Annotated in this window: 22 protein-coding genes and 2 riboswitches; of the genes, 6 read left to right on the top strand and 16 right to left on the bottom strand. The window is 63.2% G+C overall.

Going from position 1 to position 25,935, the window contains the following annotated elements:
• Window positions 1-572 precede the first annotated feature (572 nt).
• Window positions 573-2,261: a 30S ribosomal protein S1 gene (gene rpsA, locus V8359_RS09940; protein ID WP_336428664.1), complete on the top strand. Its 1,689-nt coding sequence runs from the start codon at window positions 573-575 to the stop codon at window positions 2,259-2,261.
• Between the two features lie 160 nt (window positions 2,262-2,421).
• Here the strand turns inward: rpsA and V8359_RS09935 are convergent, their stop codons facing one another.
• The 8 genes from V8359_RS09935 to V8359_RS09900 form a co-directional block, all read right to left on the bottom strand.
• Window positions 2,422-3,300, bottom strand: coding sequence for a dimethyl sulfoxide reductase anchor subunit family protein (locus V8359_RS09935; protein ID WP_336428663.1), 879 nt, complete (start codon window positions 3,298-3,300; stop codon window positions 2,422-2,424).
• Window positions 3,300-4,073, bottom strand: a complete 774-nt coding sequence (locus V8359_RS09930; RefSeq protein WP_336428662.1) for a 4Fe-4S dicluster domain-containing protein — start codon at window positions 4,071-4,073, stop codon at window positions 3,300-3,302. The genes V8359_RS09935 and V8359_RS09930 overlap by 1 nt, the downstream gene beginning before the upstream one ends.
• Before the next feature lie 46 nt (window positions 4,074-4,119).
• Window positions 4,120-4,785 carry a class I SAM-dependent methyltransferase gene (locus V8359_RS09925; RefSeq protein ID WP_336428661.1) on the bottom strand — a complete coding sequence of 222 codons (666 nt, stop codon included), beginning with the start codon at window positions 4,783-4,785 and terminating at the stop codon, window positions 4,120-4,122.
• Window positions 4,786-4,851: 66 nt separating this feature from the next.
• Entirely contained in the window at window positions 4,852-7,680 is a 2,829-nt protein-coding gene (locus tag V8359_RS09920) for a molybdopterin oxidoreductase family protein (protein WP_336428660.1), read from the bottom strand.
• A gap of 160 nt (window positions 7,681-7,840) precedes the next feature.
• Window positions 7,841-8,995, bottom strand: coding sequence for an acetate/propionate family kinase (locus V8359_RS09915; RefSeq protein ID WP_336428659.1), 1,155 nt, complete (start codon window positions 8,993-8,995; stop codon window positions 7,841-7,843).
• Window positions 8,996-9,000: 5 nt separating this feature from the next.
• Window positions 9,001-10,773: a sulfoacetaldehyde acetyltransferase gene (gene xsc / locus V8359_RS09910; RefSeq protein ID WP_336428658.1), complete on the bottom strand. Its 1,773-nt coding sequence runs from the start codon at window positions 10,771-10,773 to the stop codon at window positions 9,001-9,003.
• A 159-nt stretch (window positions 10,774-10,932) separates the two neighbouring features.
• Window positions 10,933-12,093, bottom strand: coding sequence for a trans-sulfuration enzyme family protein (locus tag V8359_RS09905; RefSeq protein WP_336428656.1), 1,161 nt, complete (start codon window positions 12,091-12,093; stop codon window positions 10,933-10,935).
• 67 nt (window positions 12,094-12,160) lie between these two features.
• Window positions 12,161-13,081, bottom strand: a complete 921-nt coding sequence (locus V8359_RS09900) for a threonine/serine dehydratase (protein WP_336428655.1) — start codon at window positions 13,079-13,081, stop codon at window positions 12,161-12,163.
• Window positions 13,082-13,164: 83 nt separating this feature from the next.
• On the opposite strand from V8359_RS09900, the gene V8359_RS09895 reads away from it, so the two are divergent.
• Window positions 13,165-13,983 (top strand): LOG family protein, encoded by an 819-nt coding sequence (locus tag V8359_RS09895; RefSeq protein WP_336428654.1) that lies wholly within the window; start codon window positions 13,165-13,167, stop codon window positions 13,981-13,983.
• Between the two features lie 109 nt (window positions 13,984-14,092).
• Here the strand turns inward: V8359_RS09895 and V8359_RS09890 are convergent, their stop codons facing one another.
• The 4 genes from V8359_RS09890 to V8359_RS09875 all read right to left on the bottom strand — a co-directional run bounded on the left by V8359_RS09890 (window position 14,093) and on the right by V8359_RS09875 (window position 16,802).
• Entirely contained in the window at window positions 14,093-14,296 is a 204-nt protein-coding gene (locus tag V8359_RS09890) for a hypothetical protein (RefSeq protein ID WP_336428653.1), read from the bottom strand.
• 379 nt (window positions 14,297-14,675) lie between these two features.
• Window positions 14,676-14,882, bottom strand: a complete 207-nt coding sequence (locus tag V8359_RS09885; protein WP_336428652.1) for a hypothetical protein — start codon at window positions 14,880-14,882, stop codon at window positions 14,676-14,678.
• A gap of 84 nt (window positions 14,883-14,966) precedes the next feature.
• Window positions 14,967-16,148 carry a 23S rRNA (adenine(2503)-C(2))-methyltransferase RlmN gene (gene rlmN, locus V8359_RS09880; RefSeq protein ID WP_336428651.1) on the bottom strand — a complete coding sequence of 394 codons (1,182 nt, stop codon included), beginning with the start codon at window positions 16,146-16,148 and terminating at the stop codon, window positions 14,967-14,969.
• A 126-nt stretch (window positions 16,149-16,274) separates the two neighbouring features.
• Window positions 16,275-16,802, bottom strand: a complete 528-nt coding sequence (locus V8359_RS09875; protein WP_336428649.1) for an invasion associated locus B family protein — start codon at window positions 16,800-16,802, stop codon at window positions 16,275-16,277.
• 193 nt (window positions 16,803-16,995) lie between these two features.
• On the opposite strand from V8359_RS09875, the gene V8359_RS09870 reads away from it, so the two are divergent.
• The 3 genes from V8359_RS09870 to V8359_RS09860 all read left to right on the top strand — a co-directional run bounded on the left by V8359_RS09870 (window position 16,996) and on the right by V8359_RS09860 (window position 19,264).
• Window positions 16,996-17,988 (top strand): asparaginase, encoded by a 993-nt coding sequence (locus tag V8359_RS09870; protein WP_336428648.1) that lies wholly within the window; start codon window positions 16,996-16,998, stop codon window positions 17,986-17,988.
• 207 nt (window positions 17,989-18,195) lie between these two features.
• Window positions 18,196-18,453, top strand: a complete 258-nt coding sequence (locus V8359_RS09865; protein WP_336428647.1) for an EF-hand domain-containing protein — start codon at window positions 18,196-18,198, stop codon at window positions 18,451-18,453.
• Between the two features lie 144 nt (window positions 18,454-18,597).
• Window positions 18,598-18,751: riboswitch (FMN riboswitch) on the top strand.
• 78 nt (window positions 18,752-18,829) lie between these two features.
• The gene (locus V8359_RS09860) at window positions 18,830-19,264 is read left to right on the top strand and encodes a 6,7-dimethyl-8-ribityllumazine synthase (protein ID WP_336428646.1); all 435 of its coding nucleotides are present in this window, start codon (window positions 18,830-18,832) and stop codon (window positions 19,262-19,264) included.
• Window positions 19,265-19,374: 110 nt separating this feature from the next.
• Here V8359_RS09860 and V8359_RS09855 read toward each other — a convergent pair whose 3' ends face one another.
• The 4 genes from V8359_RS09855 to V8359_RS09840 all read right to left on the bottom strand — a co-directional run bounded on the left by V8359_RS09855 (window position 19,375) and on the right by V8359_RS09840 (window position 24,979).
• Entirely contained in the window at window positions 19,375-20,061 is a 687-nt protein-coding gene (locus V8359_RS09855) for a thiamine ABC transporter ATP-binding protein (protein WP_336428644.1), read from the bottom strand.
• A complete protein-coding gene (locus V8359_RS09850) occupies window positions 20,048-21,604 on the bottom strand; it encodes a thiamine/thiamine pyrophosphate ABC transporter permease ThiP (RefSeq protein ID WP_336428643.1) in 1,557 nt (518 codons plus the stop codon). The genes V8359_RS09855 and V8359_RS09850 overlap by 14 nt, the downstream gene beginning before the upstream one ends.
• The gene (gene thiB, locus V8359_RS09845; RefSeq protein WP_336428642.1) at window positions 21,580-22,563 is read right to left on the bottom strand and encodes a thiamine ABC transporter substrate binding subunit; all 984 of its coding nucleotides are present in this window, start codon (window positions 22,561-22,563) and stop codon (window positions 21,580-21,582) included. The genes V8359_RS09850 and thiB overlap by 25 nt, the downstream gene beginning before the upstream one ends.
• A 42-nt stretch (window positions 22,564-22,605) precedes the next feature.
• Window positions 22,606-22,715, bottom strand: a riboswitch (TPP riboswitch).
• A 62-nt stretch (window positions 22,716-22,777) separates the two neighbouring features.
• Complete coding sequence (locus V8359_RS09840; RefSeq protein ID WP_336428641.1) at window positions 22,778-24,979, bottom strand: primosomal protein N'; 2,202 nt, start codon at window positions 24,977-24,979, stop codon at window positions 22,778-22,780.
• 86 nt (window positions 24,980-25,065) lie between these two features.
• Here V8359_RS09840 and fsa point away from each other — a divergent pair, with 86 nt between their 5' ends.
• Entirely contained in the window at window positions 25,066-25,719 is a 654-nt protein-coding gene (gene fsa / locus V8359_RS09835) for a fructose-6-phosphate aldolase (RefSeq protein ID WP_336428640.1), read from the top strand.
• The last annotated feature ends 216 nt before the right edge of the window (window positions 25,720-25,935 follow it).

The raw sequence follows: 25,935 nt of genomic DNA, 5'->3' as shown, positions 1-25,935 counted from the left end.
TGTAGCCGTTTCGACAGGCATTGGCACGCTTTTCGGGCAGCCGATTGTGGGTAGCATCCTTGGTGCATGGTTGGCCGGTAAAGTCAGTCCAGAAAAGGTTGTTGGCAAGTTCCTTGAAGGAAACGTTCATCCGCCAGAACTCAAATAGTAAAGCTCCATCTGATTTTTCCTGCACCTAACCCTTGCTCCACCTATCTATCCCACCTGATCCGCAGTCCTACCGTTGCCGCATCGGAAAACTGAATGTCCTGTTAGGGCTGACAGCAGTCATCGCCGCCGACCTAACCAACGCCCCCCTCCACAGACCCCATTTGGCGAAAACCCGCACATCGCGGGCGGCCCTTATGCGGCCTGCGCTCCTTGGGCCGCGCCGCCCCTTGCGCCCCGGCCCTATTTCCCTTATATGCGCACACGTCGCAAAGGCGGGTAACGTCACAAGACACGAGAGATCGAGCAGGGTCGGGACCATCCGGCCCTCTTTGTTTTGTGACCCGGCTGACCAATGAAACCCCAAGACCGGCGGAGACAACCGCACGGCCGGAATAAACGCTAGATTAGGAACAACACGCCACATGGCTCAAAACACATCGATGGAGGAATTCGAAGCCCTTCTTGAAGAAAGCTTCGAAATGGACACACCCGAAGAAGGGTCTGTCGTGAAAGGCAAGGTTATCGCGATCGAAGCGGGCCAAGCCATCATCGACGTCGGCTACAAGATGGAAGGCCGCGTCGATCTCAAGGAATTCGCAAATCCCGGCGAGCAGCCCGAAATAGAAGTCGGCGACGAGGTCGAAGTCTATCTGCGCGCCGCCGAGAACGCCCGTGGCGAAGCCGTGGTCAGCCGCGAGATGGCCCGCCGCGAAGAGGCATGGGACCGTCTGGAGAAGGCCTATGCCGACGAAGAGCGTGTCGAAGGCGCGATCTTTGGCCGCGTCAAGGGTGGCTTTACCGTCGATCTTGGCGGTGCCGTGGCGTTCCTGCCCGGCTCTCAGGTCGATGTGCGCCCGGTGCGCGACGCAGGCCCGCTCATGGGTCTCAAGCAGCCGTTCCAGATCCTCAAGATGGATCGCCGCCGTGGCAACATCGTTGTGTCGCGCCGTGCCATCCTTGAAGAGAGCCGCGCCGAGCAGCGCGCCGAGGTCATCGGCAACCTGCACGAAGGTCAGGCCGTGGACGGCGTCGTCAAGAACATCACCGAATACGGGGCCTTCGTGGACCTTGGCGGTGTCGACGGCCTGCTGCACGTCACCGACATGGCATGGCGCCGTGTGAACCACCCCTCCGAGATCCTGTCGATCGGCGAGACGGTCAAGGTTCAGGTGATCAAGATCAACAAGGAAACCCACCGCATCAGCCTTGGCATGAAGCAGCTTCAGGACGATCCGTGGGATCTGGTTGGTGCGAAATACCCGCTCAGCTCGGTGCATACGGGCCGCGTGACGAACATCACCGATTACGGTGCCTTTGTCGAGCTGGAGCCCGGTGTCGAGGGTCTGGTTCACGTCTCGGAAATGAGCTGGACCAAGAAGAACGTGCATCCCGGGAAGATCGTTTCGACCTCTCAGGAAGTCGAAGTAATGGTTCTGGAAATCGATCAGGCGAAACGCCGCGTTTCGCTTGGCCTCAAGCAGACCATGCGCAACCCGTGGGAAGTGTTCGCGGAAACCCATCCCGAGGGCACCGAGGTCGAGGGCGAAGTCAAGAACATCACCGAATTCGGTCTGTTCGTCGGCCTCGAAGGCGATATCGACGGCATGGTTCACCTTTCGGACCTCAGCTGGGACGAACGGGGCGAAGACGCGATCCAGAACTATCGCAAAGGCGATATGGTTCAGGCCGTCGTGTCGGAAGTCGATGTCGAGAAAGAGCGTATTTCGCTGTCGATCAAAGGCGTTGGCGGTGACAAGTTCGCCGAGGCCGTGGGCGGCGTGAAGCGCGGCTCGATCATCACGGTCGAGGTGACCTCGATCGAGGATGGCGGCATCGAAGTGGAATACGAAGGCATGAAATCCTTCATCCGCCGCTCCGACCTTAGCCGTGACCGCTCTGAGCAGCGCCCCGAGCGGTTCTCGGTCGGTGACAAGATTGATGTGCGCGTGACCAACGTGGACAGCAAATCGCGCCGTCTGGGCCTGTCGATCAAGGCCCGCGAGATCGCCGAAGAGAAGGAAGCCGTGGAACAGTATGGCTCGTCCGACTCGGGCGCATCGCTGGGCGATATCCTTGGTGCCGCGCTCAAGGGCGACGAAGACGAGAAGTAAGCCTTGATGCTATGAAATCGGAAACGGCCTCGCCATCTGGCGGGGCCGTTTTCGTTTGGGGGCGGTGTTATGCTTTGGGATGCGACGATGGCGCGGGTCAAGGAAGGGACGGGGCACCCAGCGCGGAATCAAGCCGAAGGCGCCGCGCGAATTTTCACCCTCACGCCGCGCGCTTGCCGTAGTAGAGCCCCACAACATGCTCGGCCTCGGCGAAGAAAAGCCAGCGCGACACCGCGACACCGGCCAGATGCGAGAGCACCGCAGGGGCCGCGATCCAGTGCGAGAACGGCACGAGCAGGAGCGCCACCGGCAGGACAAAGCCCAGCACGAAGGCGATCACCCGCAGCTTGAGCGCATGTTTGCGGGCGACCACATAGACGAATTCGCGCAGGAGGTAGTTCGTCCCGGTATGCGGAGGTTCAAACGCGCGGACATCGGCGCGCGCGCCAAGGCCCGTCGCCGTGGCGAGGGTGGTGCCGCTCTGTGACAATGCGCTGTCGCCGCGCACCCACCATGCCACCTGCACAACCGACGCGATCGGCAGCAGTATAAGCGCGATCTGCACCTGTCCCGCCAAGAGCGCGCCCCCCGCCACCGAGAGCGACAGGTAGAGGCAGGGCGTCAGCCATGTTTTCCAGCGCGGCACCGTCTTCATCTGGGCATAGATCATCGAGGTTGTGTAGACGGTCACGAGTGACAGTAGCGCGCCCAGCACTCCGAGTGAGGCGATAACGTGATCAAAGAACACCAGCCCCGCCCCGAAGATGGCCATCACCAGCAGCGTCGCGACCGAGGCCACCGCCTCGCGGCTGAGCCACGAGCTACGCCATTGCGTGAACGCCTTGAGTGCGCGTTCAGGGTGGCCAAGGTGCAAGGTCGAGGCCATGAGCCCACCCACGGCGAGCAAATAGGCGATGGCAAAGAACGCGAACGCGCTCCAGCCGGTGACGGAGGGGTGGCCAAGACCCAGCCAGAACAGCAGGCCAAAGCCCAGGCCGGACAACGTGGTAAAGACGATAACGGAAGGTGCGGGATGCATCAGAGCTTCTCCAGGGTCTTGTCGAGCCAGCCGAGAAAGCCCTTCGCCTCGTCCGCGACGGGATCAAGGAACGGGCCCAGCACGTCGAATTCTTCGGGCGCATCCATCTGGTCCTTGGGGCGCGGCGGAAGGTATTGATTGACGGGCTTGGTGCCCTGTTCGGGCATGAGGTCAATGCCGCCGCGTTCGGCCACGAGCTGACTGACATCGCTGTCGGGATCGCCAAGATCGCCGAAATGGCGCGCGCCCGCCGGGCAGGTGCGCACGCAGGCCGGCACGCGGTCTTCCTCGGGGAGGTTTTCGTTATAGATGCGGTCGACGCAAAGGGTGCATTTCTTCATCACGCCTTCGGCCTCGTCCATCTCGCGCGCGCCGTAAGGGCAGGCCCAAGCGCAAAGACCGCAGCCGATGCAATCGCTTTCATTCACCAGAACGATGCCGTCCTCGACCCGCTTGTAGCTCGCCCCGGTTGGGCAGACGGTGACACAGGGCGCGTCTTCGCAATGCAGGCAGGACTTGGGGAAGTGGATCAACTGCGCTGTGGGCTGAACCTTGGCGCTGTCGGCGAGCGGCTGCACCTCGTAGCTGTGCACGCGGTTGAGAAATGTGCCGCGCGGATCTTTTCCGTAGGGGTCCTGATCGGAAAGCGGCGCGCCATAGTTCTCGGTGTTCCAGCCCTTGCAGGAGATCACGCAAGCATGACACCCGACGCAGGTGTCGAGATCGATGACAAGGCCGAGCTTCTTTTTGGTCGAGGATGGCAAAGTCGTCATGTGTCGGCCTCCATTCGAATGCGCAGTGGATTCGGATCAGGTTGCATCAGGTATCCCGCCCTTTGGCTTGCACGGGTTTCCGGTAGAGAACATAGGATTTGGGGAATCCGAACTTGCGTTCGGTCCAGACCTCTGCATCAGGGAAAAGATCGCGCAGATGCCCGATGCGCAGAACCGTTGTGGTTTCTATCATCTCGGTCCAGTCTGGCAGCTTGGCTTTCCAGCGCCGGATAAAGTACCGCTTCAGTGATTGCGGATAAAACCACCAGAAGGGCATGTGATTATGCGTTTCGATCGGAAACCAGATCGACGGTGTCTGAACCCAATAGGCCGGAGCCAGACGCCGGGCCTCTTCGGCCATTTCGCGCTGCTTGTCCTTGTCGCCCACATGTTCGATCACGCTGTTGGAAAACGCGATGTCATAGCTGCCATCCTCGGCGAAATCGACATTGCAAGCGTCACCGATCCGCAGATGCAATTCATGCCGCGAGGGCGGGGCTTCCTCGGGGTTGAACCCCGGCAGGTTGACGATGGTCACGTCCAGCGGCAACGGGCAGTCATCCCAGAACCCCGGCGCGCCGCCGAGGTCGATTACCCGCTCGCCACCTCTGATCTCCATGCGATCCAGAAAGACCTGCATCCTTCGCTTGCGCGCTGCTTGCGAGAACGGCTGCTTGAGACGCAGAAGGAAATGGAAAATCGCGTACTTCACCTTATGCTCCTTGCCTCGGTGCATGAACAAAGGCTCGGCATCGGGATACGTCTTGGGTGATTCCGTTCATTGCCCAACTTTCCACACCAGCTTGCCCGGAGCTTTTCCGACAGGACTTTCGAGAGGCGGCATCTCGGGCTTGGCCTCATGTTGGGGTGGCACCTTCTCGATCTTCACGCGCAGGTCGAACCATGCCGCCTGACCGGTCACCGGATCGGAATTGGCCCAGCGCAGGCCGTCGCCCTTGGGCGGCAGCAACTCGTGGATGAGGTGATTGAGCAGGAAGCCCTTGTTCGCCTCGGGCGCGTCTTTTTCCAGCGCCCACGCGCCCTTGCGTTTGCCGATGGCGTTCCATGTCCAGACGGTGTTTTCGTTGAGCGCCGCCATATGCGCGACCGGCACGGTAATCTCGCCATGGGCCGAGGTGACGCGCGCCCAGTTGCCTTCGGCAAAGCCGTTCTCCTCCCAGAGCTTGGTCGGAACATAAAGCGGGTTGTGGCCGTGGATCTGCCGCAGCCATGCGTTCTGACTTCCCCAGCTATGATACATCGCCATCGGTCGCTGCGTGAGGGCGTGGACCGGATACGCACCCGTATCCACGCTGTCATCCTCGAAGGGCGGATACCAGACCGGCAGGGGATCAAGCGTTTTCTTGATCCGGTCGCGCAGGTGGACGGGCGGCTGATGGTCGCCATGGCCCTCGGCCGCCAGTTGAAACTTGCGCATCGTCTCGACATAGAGATCGAAGACATAGGGTTGCGGGCTGTCGAAGATGCCGGTCTCGACCGCCCAATCCTGATAGGCGGTGTTCCAGGGTTTGTAGTAATTGGCGCCCTCGGGAATGTGCTTTACGAAGAAACCGCCATTCGAGATATAGCTGTCGAGTTGGGCCGCGTTTGGCGCGCCGCGCCCGTGGGTCAGCCCCTTTTCGCCCATGCGCCAACCCGCGAGGGGGCCGATGCCCGGCTTGCGTTCGTGGTTGACGATGTAGTCGGCATAGTCGGCGTATTTCTGGGTGCCGTCCGCGTTGACAAAGCCCGGCAGGCCAAGCCGGGCCCCGAGATCGCAGAGCACCGACTGAAACCCGCGCACGTCGCGGTCGGGCTCGACCACGGGCCAGCGGATCGCATCCGCCGCCGCGTCGGCCTCACAGATGGGCCGATCAAGGAGCGAGATGCAATCGTGCCGCTCAAGATAGGTGGTGTCGGGTAGAATGAGGTCGGCATAGGCGACCATCTCGGAGCTGTAGGCATCCGAATAGATGATGCGCGGGATCACGTAATCGCCGTTTTCGTCGGTATCGGTGAGCATCTTCTGAACGCCGCCCACGTTCATCGACGAATTCCACGACATGTTGGCCATATACATGAACAGCGTGTCGATCTTGTAGGGATCGCCCGCGTGGGCGTTCGAGATGACCATATGCATCAGGCCATGCGCGGACATGGGATTGTCCCATGTATAGGCCTTGTCGATGCGGGCGGGGGTTCCGTCTTCCTTGAGGCACAGGTCTTCGGGGCCCTGAACATATCCCAGATGCGGCCCGTCGAGGGGCTTGCCCGGTGTCACGCCGCAATGGGGCGCGGGATGGGCGCGGACGGGTTTGGGATAAGGTGGCTTGAACCGGAAGCCGCCGGGCACTTCGACCGTTCCAAGAAGGATTTGCAGAAGATGCAGGGAGCGGCAGGTCTGAAACCCGTTGGAATGGGCCGAGATACCGCGCATCGCGTGGAAGCTGACCGGGCGGCCCGTCATGGTCTTGTGCGTCTCACCGCGGAAATCGGTCCACTCGTGATCAAGCTCGAACGCCTCGTCAAAGGCCACGCGGGCCAGTTCGGCGGCGATGGTGCGGATCTTCTCGGGGGTGATGCCGCACCGTTCGGCGACATTCTCCGGCGCATACTGCTTGTCCATGTAGCGGCTGGCGATGAGGTGCATCACCGGCTTGTGCGTGATGCCGCCATGGCGGTGCGTGGCCGAGAGGTCGGGCTTGACGCCGGGCTGATCGAACGGGGTGAGCTTTTTCGTCTCGCGGTCGATGACCAGCGGGCGCCCGTCGTCATCGCGCAGGAAAAGGCCATAGTCGGGCGACTTGCTGTCGCGGTTCACGAGGATCGGCGCATTGGTGAACCGGGCGAGGTAATCGAGGTCGATTTTACCCGCGCGCAAAAGTTCGTGGATGAGCGACAGGATAAACAGACCGTCGGTGCCGGGGGTGATGCCCACCCAGTCGTCGGCCACCGCGTTATAGCCGGTTCGGATGGGGTTCACCCCGATCACACGGGCGCCGCGCGCCTTGATCTTGCCGATGCCCATCTTGATCGGGTTGCTGTCATGATCCTCGGCCACGCCGAACAGCATGAAAAGCTTGGTATGATCCCAGTCGGGCTGACCGAATTCCCAGAAGGCACCGCCCATGGTGTAGATGCCCGCCGCCGCCATGTTGACCGAGCAGAAGCCGCCATGCGCGGCATAGTTGGGCGTTCCGAAATTCTGTGCCCAGAAGCTTGTGAAGCTTTGGCTTTGGTCGCGACCGGTAAAAAAGGCGAGCTTCTCGGGGGCCTCTTCGCGCAGGGGGGCCAGCCACCCGGTGGCGATCTTGAGCGCCTCGTCCCAGCTTATTTCCTCGAATTTGCCGGACCCGCGCGGCCCCACACGTTTGAGCGGAGCGCGCAGGCGCGAGGGGGCGTTGTGCTGCATGATCCCGGCGCTGCCCTTGGCGCAGAGGACACCGCGATTGACCGGGTGATCGCGGTTGCCTTCGATATAGGCCACCTTGCCGTCTTTCATGTGCACGTTGATCCCGCAGCGGCAGGCACACATGTAGCAGGTTGTCTTGCGCACCTCGTCCGAAACCTTGGGCGACGTGTTCAGCTTGGGCTGATGGTGGGTCATGCTGGGCCTTTCCGGGATGTCCGGGACAACGTTAGGGAAAATTCGACGCTCCCGAAACCGTTTTCCAACATGTTCAAAATCCATGAACTTTCTCGCCGGAAATGCCGAATTTCGAGGTGTCTTTCCTGATTTTGGACGGGGGTTTCGGGGGTGCGCGCTGTCATGCCGTGCCCAGAACCTTAAGCGCCTCCGTGGCGATTCGGCGCTCCTCCTGTGCCGGGACGATCCAGGCGCCGATATCTGAGCCATCCTGATGAAGCTGTGTGCGGCCCGCCTCGTTGGCGGCCTCCTCGGCGCGCAGGCCCAGCCAGCCGAGCCCGTCCATGATGCGGGCGCGCACATTCGGGGCGTTCTCGCCGATGCCGCCGGTGAAGGCCACGGCATCAAGCCCGCCCATCGCCGCGATCATCGAGCCCGCGTGCCGCACGGCCCAGTAGCAAAAATGGTCGATGGCGAATTGCGCGGCATCGCTGCCGTCCTCTTCGAGAGCGCGCATATCCGCGCTGAGGCCCGACAGCCCCAGAAGGCCGCTTTCATGGTTGAGCAAATGCTCGGCGTCGTCGATGCCCATGACACGCGCGAGGTGCAGCACCGCATTGCCGTCAATCGCACCGGTGCGTGTGCCCATGGTCAGACCGTCAAGCGGAGAGTAGCCCATGGTCGACCCCACCGATTGTCCATCGCGGATCGCACAGAGTGACGCGCCGTTGCCCAAGTGACAGGCCAAAAGGCGCGGCGGCAGCGGCGCGGCGGTGTGGGCCTCCCAATCACCGACCATCGCCGCATAGCTGATCCCGTGGAACCCATAGCGGCGCAACCCGCGCGTTTCCGCCCGGTCGGGCAGCGCATAGCGCAACGCCACCTCGGGGTTGGTGGCGTGAAACCCCGTATCGAAGCTCGCGCATTGCGGCAGCTCAGGCGCGAGCGTTGTCACCGCATCAATGGCGGCAAGGTGATGCGGGTTATGGAGGGGCGCGAGTGGAATGCAGGCGGCGATCTGATCGCGCACCGTGCGCGTTATCAGGTGTGGCCGGGTCAGGTCGGCCCCGCCATGGACCACGCGGTGCCCGACCCCGCGCAGCGCCCCGAGGTTCAGACCATCGTCACCAAGCCCGGCCAAAAGCGCGCGAAGTGCCGTCGCATGGTCCGGCAAATGCGCCTTTTGCGAGCCGGACGGGACCGAGACTTGCCCCGCCGCGCCGCCGATGCCGGTTACGGCACCTCGCAGGAGCGGAGCAAGCGCCCCGTCAAAGACCGCAGCCTTGATCGAGGACGACCCCGCATTGAGAACAAGGATCGCGTCCCGCTCGGTCACCCGGATCAGACCTGCTGTTCACGCATGTCCGTCGCGTCGATGCCCGCGACCTCGACCGGCTTTTTCATCGCGTCGCGGCGGAAGGGTTCTCCCAGCTCTTGATTGATCATGGCCTCGATCAGGGTGGTCTTGCCTGCTTTCTGATCCTTGATCGCCTGATTCAGGGCGTCGGTGAGTTCATCCATCGTATGTGCGACGACCCCGTTGAGACCGCAAGCCTTGGCGATGCCCGCAAAGCTGACCTGTTCATCAAGCTCGGTGCCGACAAAGTTATCATCATACCAGAGCGTCGAGTTGCGCTTCTCCGCGCCCCATTGATAGTTGCGAAAGACGATCTGGGTCACGGCGGGCCATTCGCCGCGGCCGATCGCAGTTAGTTCGTTCACAGCGATGCCGAATGCGCCATCGCCCGAGAAGCCGACAACCGGCGTATCGGGGCATCCGATCTTGGCGCCCACCACGGCCGGAAGACCATAGCCGCAAGGCCCGAAGAGGCCCGGTGCAAGGTATTTGCGCCCCTCCTCGAACGATGGATAGGCATTGCCGATCGCGCAGTTGTTGCCGATGTCGGAACTGATGATCGCATCCTTGGGAAGCGCCGACTGAATCGCGCGCCACGCCATGCGCGGGCTCATCCAGTCAGGCTTGGCGTCGCGGGCACGCTCGTTCCATGTGGTGCCGGGATCGTCCTGTTCGTGATCCATGCTGCTAAGCTCCTGCGCCCAGGCCGACTTGGTCTTGGAGATGGTCGCGCGGCGTTCATCGCGGCCGGCATCCCCCGCATCGTCGGACAGACGGGCCAGAATGCCTTCGGCGACCTTCTTGGCGTCACCGATGATGCCCACGGCCACGGGTTTGGTCAGACCGATCCGCTCTGGTTTCACATCCACCTGAATGATCTTGGCGTCCTTGGGCCAGTAGTCGATGCCATAGCCCGGCAGGGTCGAGAACGGGTTGAGCCGGGTGCCGAGGCAAAGCACCACATCGGCCTGCGCGATAAGCTGCATCGCCGCTTTGGACCCGTTATAGCCAAGCGGCCCGGCATGAAGCGGATGCGAGCCGGGGAAGGCATCGTTGTGCTGATAGCCACAGCACACAGGCGCATCCAGACGCTCGGCCAAGTCTGCGGTGGAGGCAATGCCCCCGGCAAGGATCACGCCGGCACCGTTGAGGATGACCGGGAATTTCGCCTCGGACAAAAGCTTGGCCGCGTCGTCAAGCGCATTGTCGCCGCCCGACGGGCGCTCGAATTCGACGATGCGGGGAAGGTCGATATCCACGACCTGAGTGAAGTAATCGCGCGGCACGTTGATCTGGGCGGGCGCCGAATACCGTTTGGCGTTCAGGATCACGCGGTTGAGGACTTCGGCCATCCGCGTCGGGTCGCGGACCTCTTCCTGATAGCAGACCATCTCCTCGAAGGCGGCCATCTGTTCGACCTCCTGAAAGCCGCCCTGACCCAGCGTCTTGTTCGCGGCCTGCGGCGTGACCAGAAGAAGCGGCGTGTGGTTCCAATAGGCCGTTTTGACGGCGGTCACGAAATTGGTGATGCCCGGGCCGTTTTGGGCGATCATCATCGACATCTTGCCGGTCGCGCGGGTGTAGCCATCGGCCATCATCCCGCCCGACCCTTCATGCGCGCAATCCCAGAACGTGATACCCGCCTTGGGGAAGATATCCGAAATCGGCATGAAGGCCGATCCGATGATGCCAAAGGCATGCTGAATGCCGTGCATCTGGAGGGTTTTCACAAAGGCTTCTTCGGTGGTCATTTTCATTGGAGCATCCTCGCAACAGCGCGCGCGACCCCAAAGCCGCGCATCAAAATCTGAGGCGGAACGTAAAGAAGCGCGCCCCGGCCTTATAGGGCCAGTTCATCGAATGGGATAATACCAACGGAGCGGACCTGTCATCATGCCCCGACAGGCGGCGCGCGGTCAGCCTCCGGCGCGCGTCAAGGCCTGTTCCAGATCGGCGATCAGGTCGTCCGCGTCCTCGATGCCGATCGACAGGCGCAACAGCGCGGGATGCACGTTGAACCCCTCGCCCGAAACCGTCTTGCGGTGCTCGATCAGGCTCTCGACGCCGCCAAGCGACGTGGCGGGATAGAACAGCCCACAGAACCTTGCCACGTCGATCGCCGCCTGTTCGCCTCCGCGCACCACGATCGAGAGCATGCCGCCATACATCCCGCCGGTCTGACGCGTCGCGACCTCATGGCCCGGATGCGACGGCAGGCCCGGATAGAGCACCGCCTCGACCTGTGGATGCGACTCGAAATGGGTGGCGATCCTGAGCGCATTCTGCGTCGCACGTTCGTACCGAAGCATCAGCGTTCGCATGCCGCGAATCAACAGCCATGCGTCAAACGAATGCAGCACCGTGCCGGTCAGCTTGCGCCGCTCGAAAATCTCGTCCCAGAAGGCGCCGGTTTCGCGCACCGAAAGTGCGCCCGCCGTCACATCCGAATGGCCATTGAGATACTTGGTGGCCGAATGGAACGAGATATCCGCCCCGAACGAAAGCGCGCGGGTGGCGCAGGGGGGCGTTCCGGTGCAATCGGTCAGCAGGCGTGCGCCCGCCTTGTGCGCGACCTCTGACGCGGCCGCGATATCGGTCACGTCCCAATCGGGGTTGTTGGGGGTTTCGACCCAGACAAGCCGCGTCTGCCCGTGGCGACAGTGACGCGCCATATCGCCAAGATCGCCGGTCCTGTAGAACGACACGTCAAGCCGGCCCATGGCGTTGCAGCGCTGAAACTGTTGCAGCACGCCGTGATACATCACATCGGGCACCACCACATGCGCCCCGGCCTCAAGCGCGTCGATGACGGCGGTGCAGGCCGACATGCCACTGGCGAACAGCATGCACTCCGTCGCCTCTTCGTGGTCTGCGATGATCGCTTCGGCCTGTTCGGTCGTCTGGTTGCTGTCGCGGCGATACATATAGCTTTGACGCAGCCCGTAATCGCCATCGCGCGCATAGGTCGCCGTGGGCTGAATGGGGGGCACGATGGCGCCGGTTTCTTCGTCGAGAAACCGCAGCGCCTGAGCGAGTTTCGTGGCCGGTGACAAGGGGCGATTGGGGCGATCAGACATTAGGTGGGCTCCGGTTTTTGGGCGATCCTACGCCGCGTGGCGCGCCAGATGCCAGCCCGGAAATGCATCAGGCCAGCGGATCGGGGGCGACATTCCCGCCACACACCAGAACCGCCACACGTTCCCCCGGCTCGGGCCGGTAGGCGCCTGACAAAAGTGCCGCGAGCGCGGTGGCGCCGGCGGGTTCGACCAACTGCCGCAAGGATTGCCAAAGTTCGGCCTGAGCCCGCACGATATCGGCATCCTCGACCAACACTGACCGAATGTCGTATTGGCAGGCCAGATCATAGCAAATCGTGCCGATGCGGCGCGCGCCCAAGGCATTGGCCGCGATCCCCGTCACCTCGATATCGGTCGGCGCGCCCGCCTTGCGAGCGGCATGCAGCGCCGCACAGCCGCGCGGCTCGACCGCGACGATCCGGCGCGCGCCCTGCGTCCATGCCAGCGCGCCCGCAATCAGCCCGCCGCCGCCCACGGCGATCAGCACGGTATCGGCCTCAAGCCCCTGCGCCTCCCATTCGGCCATGCAGGTGCCCTGCCCCGCGACGGTCGGTTCGGCGTCATAGGCGTGGATCTGCATCGCGCCGGTCTCGGCCTCATAGGCGCGGGCCGCGTCGAACGCGTTGGCATAGGCCCCCGGCACCACCACGAGGTCGGCCCCCAACGAGCGGATCAGCGCGATCTTGGCGGGGCCCGCAAGTTCGGGCACATAGATCCGGGCATTGTGCCCGGCGTGCCGCGCGGCCCAAGCCACCGCAGCCCCGTGATTGCCACCCGACGCGGCGACAAGCCCCGCCGCGGGCACCTCCCGGCTCAGGATCGTGTTCATCGCGCCGCGGGCCTTGAAGCTGCCGGTATGCTGCATCTGTTCAAGCTTGAGTTCCACAGGCCCGCCGCCCCAATCCGCATTGACCCGGAGCACGGGAGTTTGGCGCACATGACCCTTGAGCCGCGATTCCGCTGCTTTTATTTCCGACTGCCAGTCCATCCGCTCGCGCACCTGTCACTTTCCAACTTCGCGGGAAACCTATACCCATTGAGAGCAGACACAAGCCAAGGACGCCCGACCCGATGAAAGACGACCGCACCAGTCAGTTCCGTGACGCACATTCCGACCGCAACACCGCGGAACAGGTGCCCGACACGCCGCAAACCCGCGCCCCCGCCTACCGGCTGGCCTTCAATGACAATGATTTCCTGTGCCGGGACGAGCTTCGCCCTGTGCGCCTACAGCTCGAGCTTCTGAAACCCGAGATGATCCAGAACGAGCGCGGGATCGAAAGCACCGTGGTGCTATTTGGCGGGGCGCGCATCCCCGACCCCGAGCACAAGGAGGGCGCGCGCACCAAGACGCTGGCCGACCTGTCGCATTATTATGACGAGGCGCGCAAATTCGCGCAAAAGATGACCGAGAAATCCATGCAGACCTATGGCCGCGAATTCGTCGTTGCCACGGGTGGCGGTCCGGGCGTGATGGAAGCGGGCAATCGCGGGGCGCATGATGCGGGCGGCAATTCGATCGGCCTCAACATCGTGCTCCCGCACGAGCAGGCGCCCAACGAATATGTGACGCCCGGATTGTGCTTTAATTTTCACTACTTCGCCATTCGCAAGATGCACTTCCTCATGCGGGCAAAGGCGGTCTGTGTATTTCCCGGCGGGTTCGGCACGCTGGATGAGACCTTCGAGGCGCTCACCCTCATTCAGACCGACAGGATGAAACCCATGCCGTTCCTCATGTTCGGCAAGGAATTCTGGACGAAGATCATCAACTGGGAGGCGCTGTCGGAGGCGGGAACGATTTCACCCGAGGACCTGAAGCTGTTCCAGTTCGTCGAGACCGCCGACGAGGCGATCGACATCATCGACACGTTCTATTCCGAAATCTGAAGCCGACCGGACAGGGGCCGCAGATCACGGCCCGCGATCGCGGCAGAGGCCCTGGCCACGCCGCGCAAGAAGGATGATCCCATCCCGCCCTGAGACGTGCGCAGCGGTCTCAGCTCGTCAGGTGCGCGGGCAGACCACAAAGCGCGTTGCCACGCAAAAGCGAGGTGATCACCCGGCCCTCATCGGTGTCGCGGATGGCATATCCATAGCCCTTCAGGCGGTGCCGCCACTCACGATCCGAAACGGCCATGCGGCGTTCGCGCAGCACAACTTCCATCACGTCATTCTCTTGCACTGTGTTCATCTGTGTCATCGTTTCACTTCCCACAACAAAAATTGATGTTGATTGGGTATTTTGCCGAAATGGCAACAATTCTGTCGATTTGTGACGTCAAAAAGAATTTTCAGGGCAATTGTGAACCAGCACACTTTTAGGTTGTGCAGGGCATTTTAAGGTCATGTCGCGCGCCGAGGCTTCAAAGCTGCAATAAGGAAATAAGCGGACGGTGTAAGCCCGCGAGGGCAGCGGGGGCTGACCCAAGGCGTTTCATCTTTGACCCGAGGCGCCCGCGAAAGGTGACCCCCGTGAGATGTCTGGACCTTGTGCCGATTTGAGCCCCTTCAATGGTCCAAGCCATCACGCCGTGGGGCGGCTGCCCGATGTCACCTGTGAAACGAAATGCTGCGACGTCTCAGATCAGGTCGCCGGGAAGCCGGCAGATTTCGACGCCATGCGGAAAGGTCGTAACGAACACATTCTCGCGTGTATGGTTGAGGCCATAGCCATAGCTTTTCAAGGCGCGCTCCCAATCTTCGCGGGTGCGGGCCTTGCCACGTTCGTTGCGCAGAAGCGCCACGACACCGGCCTCGACCGTCGGGTCCTTGTGAACATAAACCATCGTTGTACCCTCCTTTGTCTGCAACGCTACGCATGAACCGGTTAAAATCCGGTTTCTTCACCGTCCCAGTCAAAGGTGGCGCCTTTAAGGAGAGAGTTTGGCTTCTTCGGCGATTTCGCGGCGCGATTTGCGCGCCCGCTCCGTCGTGGATTTGAGCTGACCACAGGCTGCCATGATATCCTCGCCGCGCGGGGTGCGGATGGGGCTGGCATAGCCTGCCTTGTAAACAATATCGGCAAACCGTTCGATCCGGCTCCAATCGGACCGCTCGTAGGGGGCGCCGGGCCATTCGTTGAAGGGGATAAGGTTGATCTTGGCGGGAATACCCTTGATCAGGTTCACCAGACGCCGGGCATCCTCATCGCTGTCGTTCACGTCCTTGAGCATCACGTATTCGAAGGTGATCCGCTCGGAATTCGACAGGCGGGGATACTCACGCAGCACGCCAAGCAGCGTCTCGATATTCCACCGCTTGTTGATCGGGACCAGCTTGTTGCGGACCTCGTCGGTGGTGGCGTGAAAACTCACCGCCAGAAGACAGCCGATCTCTTCGGCGGTTTTAGCGATCTCCGGCACGACGCCGCTTGTCGAGAGCGTGATCCGGCGGCGCGACAGCGAAATCCCCTCGCCGTCCATGGCAATTTTCATCGCGTCGCGCACGTTCTCGAAATTATAAAGCGGCTCGCCCATGCCCATCAGCACGATATTGCTCAGCAGCCGCGTTTCGTCCTTGCGGGTGCCGGGTTCGGGCCATTCGCCAAGATCGTCCCGCGCCATCATCACCTGGCCCACGATTTCGCCCGCCGTCAGGTTACGAACCAGTTTCTGGGTGCCTGTATGACAGAAGGAACAGGTCAGCGTGCAGCCCACCTGACTCGAGATGCAGAGGGTGCCGCGGTCGGCTTCGGGGATATAAACCACCTCGACCTCGTGCCCGCCTGCGATCCGCGCAAGGTATTTCCGCGTGCCATCGGCGCTGACTTGACAGCTGACCATCTCGGGAATGCGGATTTCGAAATTCTCTTTCAATTCGGCACGATAAGCCTTGGAGAGGTTCGTCATCGCGTCAAAGTCGCGCACGCCCCATTGATAGATCCATTGCCATATCTGCCCGGTGCGCATCTTGGCCTGCTTCTCGGGGGTGCCGTGGGCGATCAGAACCTCGCGGAGGGCATCACGCGTGAGGCCCACAAGGTTGACCTTCCCCTCCGGCAGCTTGCGCGGAATGGTCATGACGTCTTGGGTGATCGGCGCATCGGCAGACATGGCGAACCTATCGGGTCAGATGACAAGAGACTAAGGACGTCCCTCTATATCACATGGCGCCCGATGAAAAGCAGAACACCCCGCCGGAAACCGGACAGGGCGCATCTGCCACAGATCGGGCATTTCTTACTTACAGCGTTTCGAGGCCTCTTCCACCGCCGCGGTATACCCGATCAGCGAGAAAGTATCCTTGGTGGTGGTGCCCCGGCTGGACCGCGCGGTCAGGGTCACGTCGGCACCAAGCTTCATCGCCGCGATGATCTTGGCATCGTCCTGTGCATTGGCGGGCCAGGCCCATTCGCCTTCGGTGAAGAGTTCAAAACTGTTGCCGTCCACGTTGACGTTCACGGTCGATCCGCCAGCGAAAGGATATCCGCCGGTAAAGGCCACCTGCCCGCTGACGTCGGCGTCAGGGCGGAAAAACGTCATCAGCAGGATCGACCCGCGCCGCACCGCGACCACGCGCCCATCGCGGGTGTTCACGGTTTCGGTCGGGGCGGACACGGCCCAGCATTCCTTGGGGTCGCTGTCCTCGAACACGCTCCACGCTGTGTTCGCCGCAACCTGGTTGGTGCTTTCCTGCTGAGCCGCCACCGGCGATGCAATCGCCGCCAAGGCCACAATCAGGGCACCCTGTTTGAAAATTGATCCCATTTATGTCCAGCCTCCCAGCCGTCCGTTTGCCTCAATCGTCGGGCCGCTTGTTACCCGCCCCCCTGTTTCGGGGGGATTTCCGTGGTAAACGGCCAATACCTGCTCGACTTTGCAATAATAGCCTGAAACAGGCGAGAGGCGAAAGGCTGAATTGGCGAAAAGTCGCACATGACCTGCGGCATCTGGAGGAAGAATGGCACACCCTGTTCCCATGGTTGAAATCTGGCGCGGCCCGCTGGCCGAAAGTGTTCACAGCGGCCACGCCGTCATATGTGACGAGAGGGGCGCGATCCGCGAAGCATGGGGTGATCCCGATGCGCTGATCCTTCCGCGGTCCTCCTCCAAGATGATCCAGGCGCTGCCCATGGTGGAAAGCGGCGCGGCGGCTGATCTCTCGGCCGAGCAACTGGCGCTGTCCTGCGCCTCCCATAACGGGGCGCCCGAACATACCGCGCGCGTTTCGGCGTGGATGACCGATATGGGCCTTGGCGATGACGATTTCCGGTGTGGCCCGCACATGCCCATGGGCGAGGCCGCCAGAAACGAGATGATCCGCACCGGCGAAACCCCGTGCCAGGTGCATAACAACTGCTCGGGCAAACACGCGGGCTTTCTCACGCTGACCCGGCACATGGGCGCCGGAGCCGAGTATATCGACCCGGATCATCCGGTTCAGCGGGCCTGTCTTCAGGCCTTTGAAGAGGTGACCGGGGAGACAAGCCCGGGTTTCGGCATCGATGGCTGTTCGGTCCCCAACCACGCCTGCACCGTGCATGGCATGGGCCGCGCCATGGCCCGCTATGCCGCCGCACAAGAGGGCGCGGACGCGCGCCAGAACGCGATGGTGCGGCTTTGGCAGGCAATGGTCGCCCATCCCGATCTCGTGGCAGGAGACGGGCGCGCCTGCACCGAATTGATGCGGGCCTGTTCCGAGCCCGTGGCGCTCAAGACCGGGGCCGAGGCGTTCTATGTGGCGATCATTCCGGGACGCAAACTGGGTGTCGCGCTCAAGATCGCGGATGGCGGCACGCGCGCGGCGGAATGCAGCATCGCGTCGCTTCTGATCCGGCTGGGCGTGCTTGACCCCAACCATCCCACCGCGCGCAAATACGTGAATGCCGCCATCCCCAACGCCCGCGGCATCGACGCGGCGACAATCCGCCCGGTGGCGTCGCTCATCGCCTGACAGGCGGAACGCATTCGCGTCCCTCAGGGGGTGTGCGGGCCTCCGCCGACGGCGTTCTTTCGCCCTGCTGAAACGCCATTTTCAGCAGGGCACCGCCCTTTCCGGCCATGGCGCGCGGGAAGGGCAGACAATGACGCGGACTGTTCCCATGTTCCTGTCCGAGGGCGCAAACGCTCTCTCTCACACGAACACAAAAGGAGCATTCCGATGTTCAAGCAAGTCGCTACCGCCACCTTCGTCGCAGCCCTCTCCCTGCCTGCCTTCGCAACCGAGGGCGAGGCCCGGCTCGACGCCAATGGCGATGGTCTGGTGACCATGGAAGAGTTCAACGCCGTTTATCCCGACGCGGGCACCGATGTCTTCACCTCGGTCGACATCAATGGCGATGGCGCCCTCAGCGAGGCCGAAGTGGCCGCAGGTCAGGAAGCCGGCGTGCTGATGGGCGTTCCCTCCAGCGACGGCTGAGGCTTTGGCCTGAGCCGCATCAGGACGGTGGTCCCCAGACCGTCCGCACGGGGCGCGCAGTGCAATGGCTGCGCGCCCTATTTGCGTTCGCAATTGCAAAAAGCCGACGCCACTTGCCCGGCGCGCGGTTTCCTGCATAGATGCGCAGACTCTCAGGGCGGGGCGAAATTCCCCACCGGCGGTAACGGGGCAACACCCCGAAGCCCGCGAGCGCCTTGGACAGGGTTCTGTCCTTGGGTCAGCAGATCCGGTGAAACTCCGGAGCCGACGGTCATAGTCCGGATGGAAGAGAGCGACAGGGATGGGGGCGAACGTGCGCCCGATCTTCTTTCGTTTGATGCTCTGGGTGACGTGTCAGATGTGAAAGGAGACCCTTATGACACTTACCCGTTACGCCTTCATCAAGGCCAACTGGCATGCCGATATCGTGGACCGCGCCCTCGATGGATTTGCCGAACTCATTGCGCGCGAACAGATCGACGTTTTCGACGTGCCCGGCGCGTTTGAAATGCCGCTTCTGGCGCGCGACCTTGCTGCCTCGGGGCGCTATGCCGCCGTTGCCGCCGCCGCCTTTGTCGTGGATGGCGGCATATACCGGCATGATTTCGTGGCGCAGGCCGTGGTGGACGGGCTGATGCGCGCCGGGCTTGAGACCGGGGTGCCCATTCTCTCGGTGTCACTGACCCCGCATCACTATCAGGAGACCGCCCATCACAATGCGATCTATCGCGCGCATTTCGTGGAAAAAGGGCGCGAAGCCGCTCAGGCTGCCCTTGCGATCACGCAAACGCGGGCCCGTCTCGCGGCGTGAAGCATGATCGGCGAAGGGCCGCTCCCAAGGGCCCTTCGCCCAAACCATTTCACCCCAAGCCAGAGCCATCGGCAAAAGGCGAAACCCGTGCAACGGTCGGGCGCTGCGCTTTATCCCAGATAGCGGCGAAGCACCTCAGGCGGATCGGCAAAAAGCGCGCCGGTCTCAACCGGCTGGGCGGCGCGCCCCTCGGCCACCACGATCACCTCTTGGGCGATGCGCTCTGCATCCTTGGGATCGTGGCTCACCATCAGGACGGTCGCGCCGGTCTCGGTCGCGAGTTCCATCACCATGTCGAGCATCTCGGCCCTGAGCGCCGGGCCGAGCGCCGCAAACGGCTCATCCAGAAGCAGAACATCGCGCCGCTGAACAAGGACGCGCGCAAGGGCCACGCGCGCGCGCTGACCGCCCGACATCTCTGAAGGTTTGCGCCCGCCCAGACCGTCGAGCCCGACCCGCGCGAGCGCCTTTTCCACCTGCGGTTCGCGCGCGGATTTGAGGCGCGGCGCGAGGCCGAGACCGACATTCTGCGCCGCGCTCAGATGAGGAAAGAGGTTGCCCTCCTGAAAGAGCATCGCCACGGGTCGCTCTCCGGGTCCAAGCGGCCCCAGATCACGGCCATTCCAGGTGATCCGGCCTGACTGTGGCGGGATGAACCCCGCGACGGCCTCAAGCAGCGTCGTCTTGCCACCACCCGAAGGCCCGATCACCGCCACCCTGCGCCCCGCACCGACCGAAAGGTCGGCGCCAAGGCCGAATGTTCCCACGCGGATCACGCAATTCTCAAGCTTCAGCATGCCAGCGCCCTCCACGATCCAGCGACCAGAAGGCCGCCAGCGACAACACCAGAAGCAATAGCGCGGCCGCGGCCGCATGGTCCATCCTGTAGGCGCCCATCAGGCGATAGACCTGCAAGGGGAGTGTCGCCGTTTCAGGATCGGCGAAAAGCGCGATCACACCGAGATCCCCCATCGAGAGCGCCGCCGTGAGCCCTGCGGCAAAACCGATCTGAGCCCGCATCCGGGGCACCAGAATCAACAGCAGGAAGCGCCAGCCGGTCACGCGCAGACCCAAGGCGAGCCGGCCATGCGCCGCCACCACATCGCGCGCGCCTGGCCCCAATATGCGCAACGCAAAGGGCAACGCCATCAGCGCGTTGACAAGCGCCGTGACCGGCAGAGCGAGCGCGAACGGGTCCACCACGGGCCGGACGAGGATGAAAAGCCCCGTCCCGATGACCAGCGGCGACGCGGCAAGGCCCAGCAAGCCCGACACCTCGACCACGCCGAACCGGCCCTGTGCCACCGCCGCGGCCATGGGCACCGCCAAAGCGAGCACGAGACAGGTGCTTGCCACCGCGACCCCGACAGAGACGAGCGCCGCATCCCAGACCTGTGCAGGCATCGACACAATCCCCGGCGCACCCGCCAGAACGATGGCCATCAGCGGCACACAGAGAAACAGCGCCGCGAGCACGATCCACGCCCCGTCAAGCGCACGCACCATGCGGCCCCGCGCATCCCATCGGCGCACGGCCCGGCCCTGCCCCGCGCCAAAGCCCGCGCCCGACCCGGCGATCAGCGCCGCGGTGGCGGCCGCCACGGTCAGCACAAGCTGCACCCCTGACAGGAGCGCGGCGCGCCCAAGGTCGAAATCAAAGCGAAACGCCTGATAGATGGCCAATTCGATCGTGGTCGCGCTCGGCCCTCCGCCCAGCGTCAGCACCACGGCAAAGCTTGTGAGGCAAAGGGCAAAGACCACGGCAAGCGCGCCGGGCACCACGCGCACAAGCATCGGCCATTCGATGAGCCGCCACATCGCCCAGCCTTCGACCCTGAGTTGCGCGGCGAGGCGGAAACGCTCGTCCGGCACCTCCTGCCAGCCTTGCAACACAAGCCGGGTGGCCAGCGGCAAGTTGAAAAACACATGTGCGAGAACCACGCCATGCAGCCCGTAAATGCTTAGCGGTGGAAGGCCCACCGCCCCCAGAGCGCCGCTCAGCCACCCGCCCCGCCCGAAGACCGTGACAAGGCCCAGAACCGCCACGATCACCGGAAGGATGAAAGGCGCACCCAACAACGCGACAAGTGCCGTGCGCCCCCGAAACCGGCGCCGCGCCAGCGCCCGGGCGACCGGCACCGCAAGGCCGACGCTGAGCACGGCGGAAAGCACCGCTTGCACAAGGGTAAAGCGAATCGCCGCGAAATCGCCCGGCGCGAACCGGCCAGAGGATTCGGCGCGCATCGCAACGGTGGCCAGCGTGCCGAGGATAACCACCGCGACAAGTGCGGCGGCGGCCACCCCCGGCCATGGGCTTATCGGCTGAGCGCGCGCAGCCATTCGTCCAGCGCCTCACGGCGCAGCGCCGCCGCATCCTCGGGGGGGTAAAGCAGCGCCTTCTCGGGCTCGACAAGTTGGGCAAACCCTTCGGGCAGGCCCGCCTCGGGCATCACGGCGGGATACATCCAGTTGGTTGTCGGCAGAATTGACTGCGCCGTGTCGCTGACCAGAAACTGAAGGAAATCGCGGGCCAGCTCCGGCGTGTCACTCGTCTCCATCGCTGCGGCCACCTCGACCTGCATGTAATGGCCTTCGTCGAACACGGCGGCGGCCTTGCTGTCATCCTCCTCCGCGATGAGGTGATAGGCCGGCGATGTGGTATAGCTCAGCACCATCTCGGCCTCGCCCTCAAGAAACAGGCCATAGGCTTCGGACCAGCCTTTGGTCACGGTCACGATATTGTCGGAAAGGCCCTCCCAGATCGCCTCGGCCTCGTCGCCATAGGCCGCCTTGACCCACATCAGCAGGCCCAGACCGGGGGTCGACGAGCGTGGATCCTGAATGATGATGCTGGTGTCGCTTTCGGCCAGCGCACGCAGGTTGGCGGGCGGCGTCATATCGACGTCATGCACGAAGGCGAAATAACCCCAGTCATAAGGCACGAAAACGGGGTCGTCCCAAGCCACCGGCAGGTCATACTCGGCCGTCACACCGCTTGGTGCGAAAAGGTCGGTCTCGCGGGCGGCTGCAACGAGGTTCGTATCGAGCCCCAGCACGACATCCGCCTCTGACCGCGCACCTTCAAGGCGAACACGCGCCAGAAGCGCCGCGCCATCTTCGACGCCGACGAAATTGAGATCACAGCCGCAACGCTCTTCGAAGGCTGTTTCGATCTGGGGGCCCGGCCCCCAATTCGAGACAAAGCTGTCATACGTGTAGACTGTCAGTTCGGGTGTCTGCGCGACCGCGACAGTGGCCGTCGCACTCAGAAATCCCGCTGCAAATACAAGATGTTTCATAAGATCCTCTCTCTTGTTTTGCGGCGAGAGGGCAAGGGGCGCGCGATGCGCTGAAACCTTCCCTCCGCCGGTTCTAGCCGGTTCAGGTTCAACGGGTTCGCACCTGTGCATCTCAGTCCGGGCCAGTGGCCGGGACACCCCGAGGTGGCCGAGACCCTATGCCCCCCCGGGCGGGCCTTCAAGCAGGTTTTGCCGTGCCGGGTATTGGACGCGGTCAGAAAAAGCTTTGCGGGTCAATATCCACCGTCAGCCGCAGGTTGGCCGAGCCCCGGACCTGCGCCACCCACCGCGCGATGGCGGGCTGCAAGGCCGTGCCCTTGGGTGCCTTGACCAAAAGCCGCACGCGGTGGCGCCCCCTGATACGGGCGATGGGCGCGGGCGCCGGGCCGAAAACCTGTGCGCCCGCCTGCCTGATGGGGCCATCCCGCCGTGCAAGGTCATTGCCTGCATCGAACGCCTCTTGCGGGTCTGTGGACGAGATCACGATGCCCGCCATGCGCCCGAACGGTGGCACGCCCGCCTGCTCGCGCTCCCGCGCTTCGGCCCGCCAGAAGCCTTCTTCGTCGCCGCCAAGGATCGCCCGGATGACCGGGTGTTCGGGCTGAAACGTCTGAAGCAGCGCGGTGCCCGGCTTCTCGGCCCTGCCCGCGCGGCCTGCAACCTGCCGCATGAGCTGAAACGTCCGCTCGGCGGCGCGCAAGTCCGACCCCTGAAGCCCGAGATCGGCGTCGATCACGCCAACAAGCGTGAGCAGCGGAAAGTTATGCCCCTTGGCGACAAGCTGAGTGCCGATGATGATGTCGGCCCCGCCCGCCCCGATGGCCGCGATCTCGGCCTTGAGCGCGCGGGCCGAGCCGAACATGTCCGACGACAGCGTCGCGATCCGTGCCTCAGGGAAAAGCGCCGCCGCCTCTTCGGCAAGCCGTTCGACACCGGGCCCCACGGCGGCCAGCTTGCCTTCGGCCTCGCAGGCGGGGCAGGCCTCGGGCATCGGCGCCGTCTCGCCGCATTGATGGCACATCAGACGCTTGAGAAACCTGTGCTCGACCATGCGCGCATCGCAATCGGGGCATCCGATCTGATGGCCGCAGGCCCGGCAGATGGTGACCGGCGCATAGCCCCGCCGGTTCAGGAAAAAGAGCGCCTGTTCACCCGCCGCGATCCGGGCCTCGGCGGCGCGCTGCAAGGTGGGTGAAATCCACCTGTTCGAGGGAAGCGTCTCGCTGCGCATGTCGATGGCGCGCAGTTCGGGCATCACAGCCTCACCGAACCGCGATGTAAGATCAAGCCGGCGGTATTTGCCCGCCTCGGCATTGGTCCAGCTTTCGAGGCTGGGCGTCGCGGAGGCGAGCACGACCTGAGCGTCACAGATCGAGGCGCGCAGCACTGCCATGTCGCGCGCGTTATAAAGCACGCCGTCCTCTTGCTTATAAGAGCTGTCATGCTCTTCATCCACGACGATGAGCCCCAGATCACGGAATGGCAGGAACAGCGCCGACCGCGCGCCGACAACCACCTGACAGCCACCTTCGCCGACCATTTTCCATGCACGGCGGCGCTCGGTCATGGTGACGCCTGAATGCCATTCGGCGGGCTGTGTGCCGAATCGGGCGGTGATGCGGCGCAGGAACTCCTCGGTCAGCGCGATCTCGGGCAAAAGCACCAGCGCCTGCCGCCCCTGCCGCAGGCATTCGGCCACCGCCTCGAGATAGACCTCGGTCTTGCCCGATCCGGTGACCCCGCGCAGGAGCGTGGTGCCGTAAATGCCGTCCCGGATACCCGCCCGGAGCACCTCTGCCGCGGCGGCCTGATCTGCGGTCAGATCGGCACCGGGACGTGCGGGATCGAGATAGGCATATGGCAGGTCGCGGGGGGTGTCCTCCTCAGTGACGGCGCCCTGCTTGACCAGCCCCTTGACCACCGACGAACTCACGCCGGCGTGCTCGCTCAATTCCTTGAGCGTGAAGGCAAGCCCGCCATACTCTTCAAAGGTTTCGAGAACGCGGCGCCGCGCATCAGTCATCCGGTCGGGGGTGGCGGCGCCGGGGCGATAGACCTTGCGCATCGACGGCGGATCGCCAAGCCCCGGCGCGCGGGTGGCCAGCCGCAGCATCGCCGCCATGGGGGTCAAGGTGTAATCGCCCGCACGTTGCAGGAACTCCTGCATCTCGGCGCGCATCGGGGCCACGTCAAGCACGCGGATCACGTGGCGCACCTTGGAAAGGTCGAAATCGCCCTTGCCCGGCCCCCAGACCACACCCGCCACCTTGCGCGGCCCGAGCGGCACCTCGACAAAAGCGCCCAGATGGCAGCCACCCTCGGGCGCGCGATAATCCAGCGTCCGGTCAAGCGGCTGTGTTGTCAGCACCGCGACCAGTTCGCCATGGTCATAAAATCCGGGGGCTTCGCGCGTCACGCGCACCTCGTTTCAAGGGTTTCAGCAAGCTCTGGGTTGGGTTACACGGGATCACCGCAATATGCCAATCCGTCGGAGGAACCCCCATGAAATTTTTCGTCGATACCGCCGAAGTCGACCAGATTGCCGAGCTTAACGATTTGGGAATGGTGGACGGGGTCACGACGAACCCGTCGCTCATCCTGAAATCGGGCCGCGACATCCTCGAAGTGACCAAGGAAATCGCCGAGATGGTCGATGGCCCGGTCAGCGCCGAAGTCGTCGCGCTCGAGGCCGACGAGATGATCGCCGAGGGCCGCAAGCTGGCCAAGATCGCGGACAACATCGCCGTCAAGGTGCCGCTGACATGGGCCGGGCTCAAGGCGTGCAATGTTCTCACCAACGAGGGCAACATGGTCAACGTGACCCTGTGCTTTTCCGCCAATCAGGCGCTTCTGGCGGCCAAGGCGGGGGCGACGTTCATCTCGCCCTTCATCGGGCGGCTGGATGATATCAACCTCGACGGGATGGAGGTGATCTCGGATATCCGTCAGGTCTATGACAATTACGGGTACGAGACACAGATCCTTGCCGCCTCGATCCGCACCGTGAACCACGCCCACCAATCCGCCATGATCGGCGCCGACGTGATGACCGCGCCGCCCAAGGTGATCAAGGCGATGGCCGAGCATCCGCTGACCGACAAGGGGCTCGAGGCGTTCATGAAGGATTGGGAGAAGACCGGGCAGAAAATCTTGTGAGCGTTTGATCGCTGACAGCCATGGCGTCCGTCGGAGCGATCCGGCGGACGCTTTTCGTGGGCTGTGCAAGTGAGGCGAAGGGCCGCTTTGAGCCGATTCTGTGGAAAAACTAACGTTTGCGAGCGCAGAAATAGCTATTCCAAATCCGGCGCGAACGCCTGTCCTATCAAGCTTTTCGCGTTTGCTGCGGTGCGGGAAAGACCTTGGCCAGTTTCC

Origin of the sequence: Roseovarius sp. E0-M6, assembly GCF_037083845.1 — a bacterium.
In the GTDB taxonomy this organism is placed as follows: Bacteria; Pseudomonadota; Alphaproteobacteria; order Rhodobacterales; family Rhodobacteraceae; genus Roseovarius.
The sequence above is the reverse complement of the archived record's forward strand: the minus strand, read 5'-3'. Positions and strand labels throughout refer to the sequence as shown.

Excerpts from the sequence above, each read along its gene's own strand:
- V8359_RS09935 (WP_336428663.1), bottom strand. The coding sequence starts at position 3,300 with ATGCATCCCGCACCTTCCGTTATCGTCTTTACCACGTTGTCCGGCCTG.
- V8359_RS09920 (WP_336428660.1), bottom strand. The coding sequence starts at position 7,680 with ATGACCCACCATCAGCCCAAGCTGAACACGTCGCCCAAGGTTTCGGAC.
- thiB (WP_336428642.1), bottom strand. The coding sequence starts at position 22,563 with ATGAAACATCTTGTATTTGCAGCGGGATTTCTGAGTGCGACGGCCACT.
- V8359_RS09930 (WP_336428662.1), bottom strand. The coding sequence starts at position 4,073 with ATGACGACTTTGCCATCCTCGACCAAAAAGAAGCTCGGCCTTGTCATC.
- V8359_RS09875 (WP_336428649.1), bottom strand. The coding sequence starts at position 16,802 with ATGGGATCAATTTTCAAACAGGGTGCCCTGATTGTGGCCTTGGCGGCG.
- V8359_RS09870 (WP_336428648.1), top strand. The coding sequence starts at position 16,996 with ATGGCACACCCTGTTCCCATGGTTGAAATCTGGCGCGGCCCGCTGGCC.
- rlmN (WP_336428651.1), bottom strand. The coding sequence starts at position 16,148 with ATGTCTGCCGATGCGCCGATCACCCAAGACGTCATGACCATTCCGCGC.
- V8359_RS09900 (WP_336428655.1), bottom strand. The coding sequence starts at position 13,081 with ATGGACTGGCAGTCGGAAATAAAAGCAGCGGAATCGCGGCTCAAGGGT.
- V8359_RS09905 (WP_336428656.1), bottom strand. The coding sequence starts at position 12,093 with ATGTCTGATCGCCCCAATCGCCCCTTGTCACCGGCCACGAAACTCGCT.
- V8359_RS09890 (WP_336428653.1), bottom strand. The coding sequence starts at position 14,296 with ATGACACAGATGAACACAGTGCAAGAGAATGACGTGATGGAAGTTGTG.
- V8359_RS09855 (WP_336428644.1), bottom strand. The coding sequence starts at position 20,061 with ATGCTGAAGCTTGAGAATTGCGTGATCCGCGTGGGAACATTCGGCCTT.
- xsc (WP_336428658.1), bottom strand. The coding sequence starts at position 10,773 with ATGAAAATGACCACCGAAGAAGCCTTTGTGAAAACCCTCCAGATGCAC.
- V8359_RS09885 (WP_336428652.1), bottom strand. The coding sequence starts at position 14,882 with ATGGTTTATGTTCACAAGGACCCGACGGTCGAGGCCGGTGTCGTGGCG.
- V8359_RS09860 (WP_336428646.1), top strand. The coding sequence starts at position 18,830 with ATGACACTTACCCGTTACGCCTTCATCAAGGCCAACTGGCATGCCGAT.
- V8359_RS09895 (WP_336428654.1), top strand. The coding sequence starts at position 13,165 with ATGAAAGACGACCGCACCAGTCAGTTCCGTGACGCACATTCCGACCGC.
- rpsA (WP_336428664.1), top strand. The coding sequence starts at position 573 with ATGGCTCAAAACACATCGATGGAGGAATTCGAAGCCCTTCTTGAAGAA.
- fsa (WP_336428640.1), top strand. The coding sequence starts at position 25,066 with ATGAAATTTTTCGTCGATACCGCCGAAGTCGACCAGATTGCCGAGCTT.
- V8359_RS09865 (WP_336428647.1), top strand. The coding sequence starts at position 18,196 with ATGTTCAAGCAAGTCGCTACCGCCACCTTCGTCGCAGCCCTCTCCCTG.
- V8359_RS09850 (WP_336428643.1), bottom strand. The coding sequence starts at position 21,604 with ATGGCTGCGCGCGCTCAGCCGATAAGCCCATGGCCGGGGGTGGCCGCC.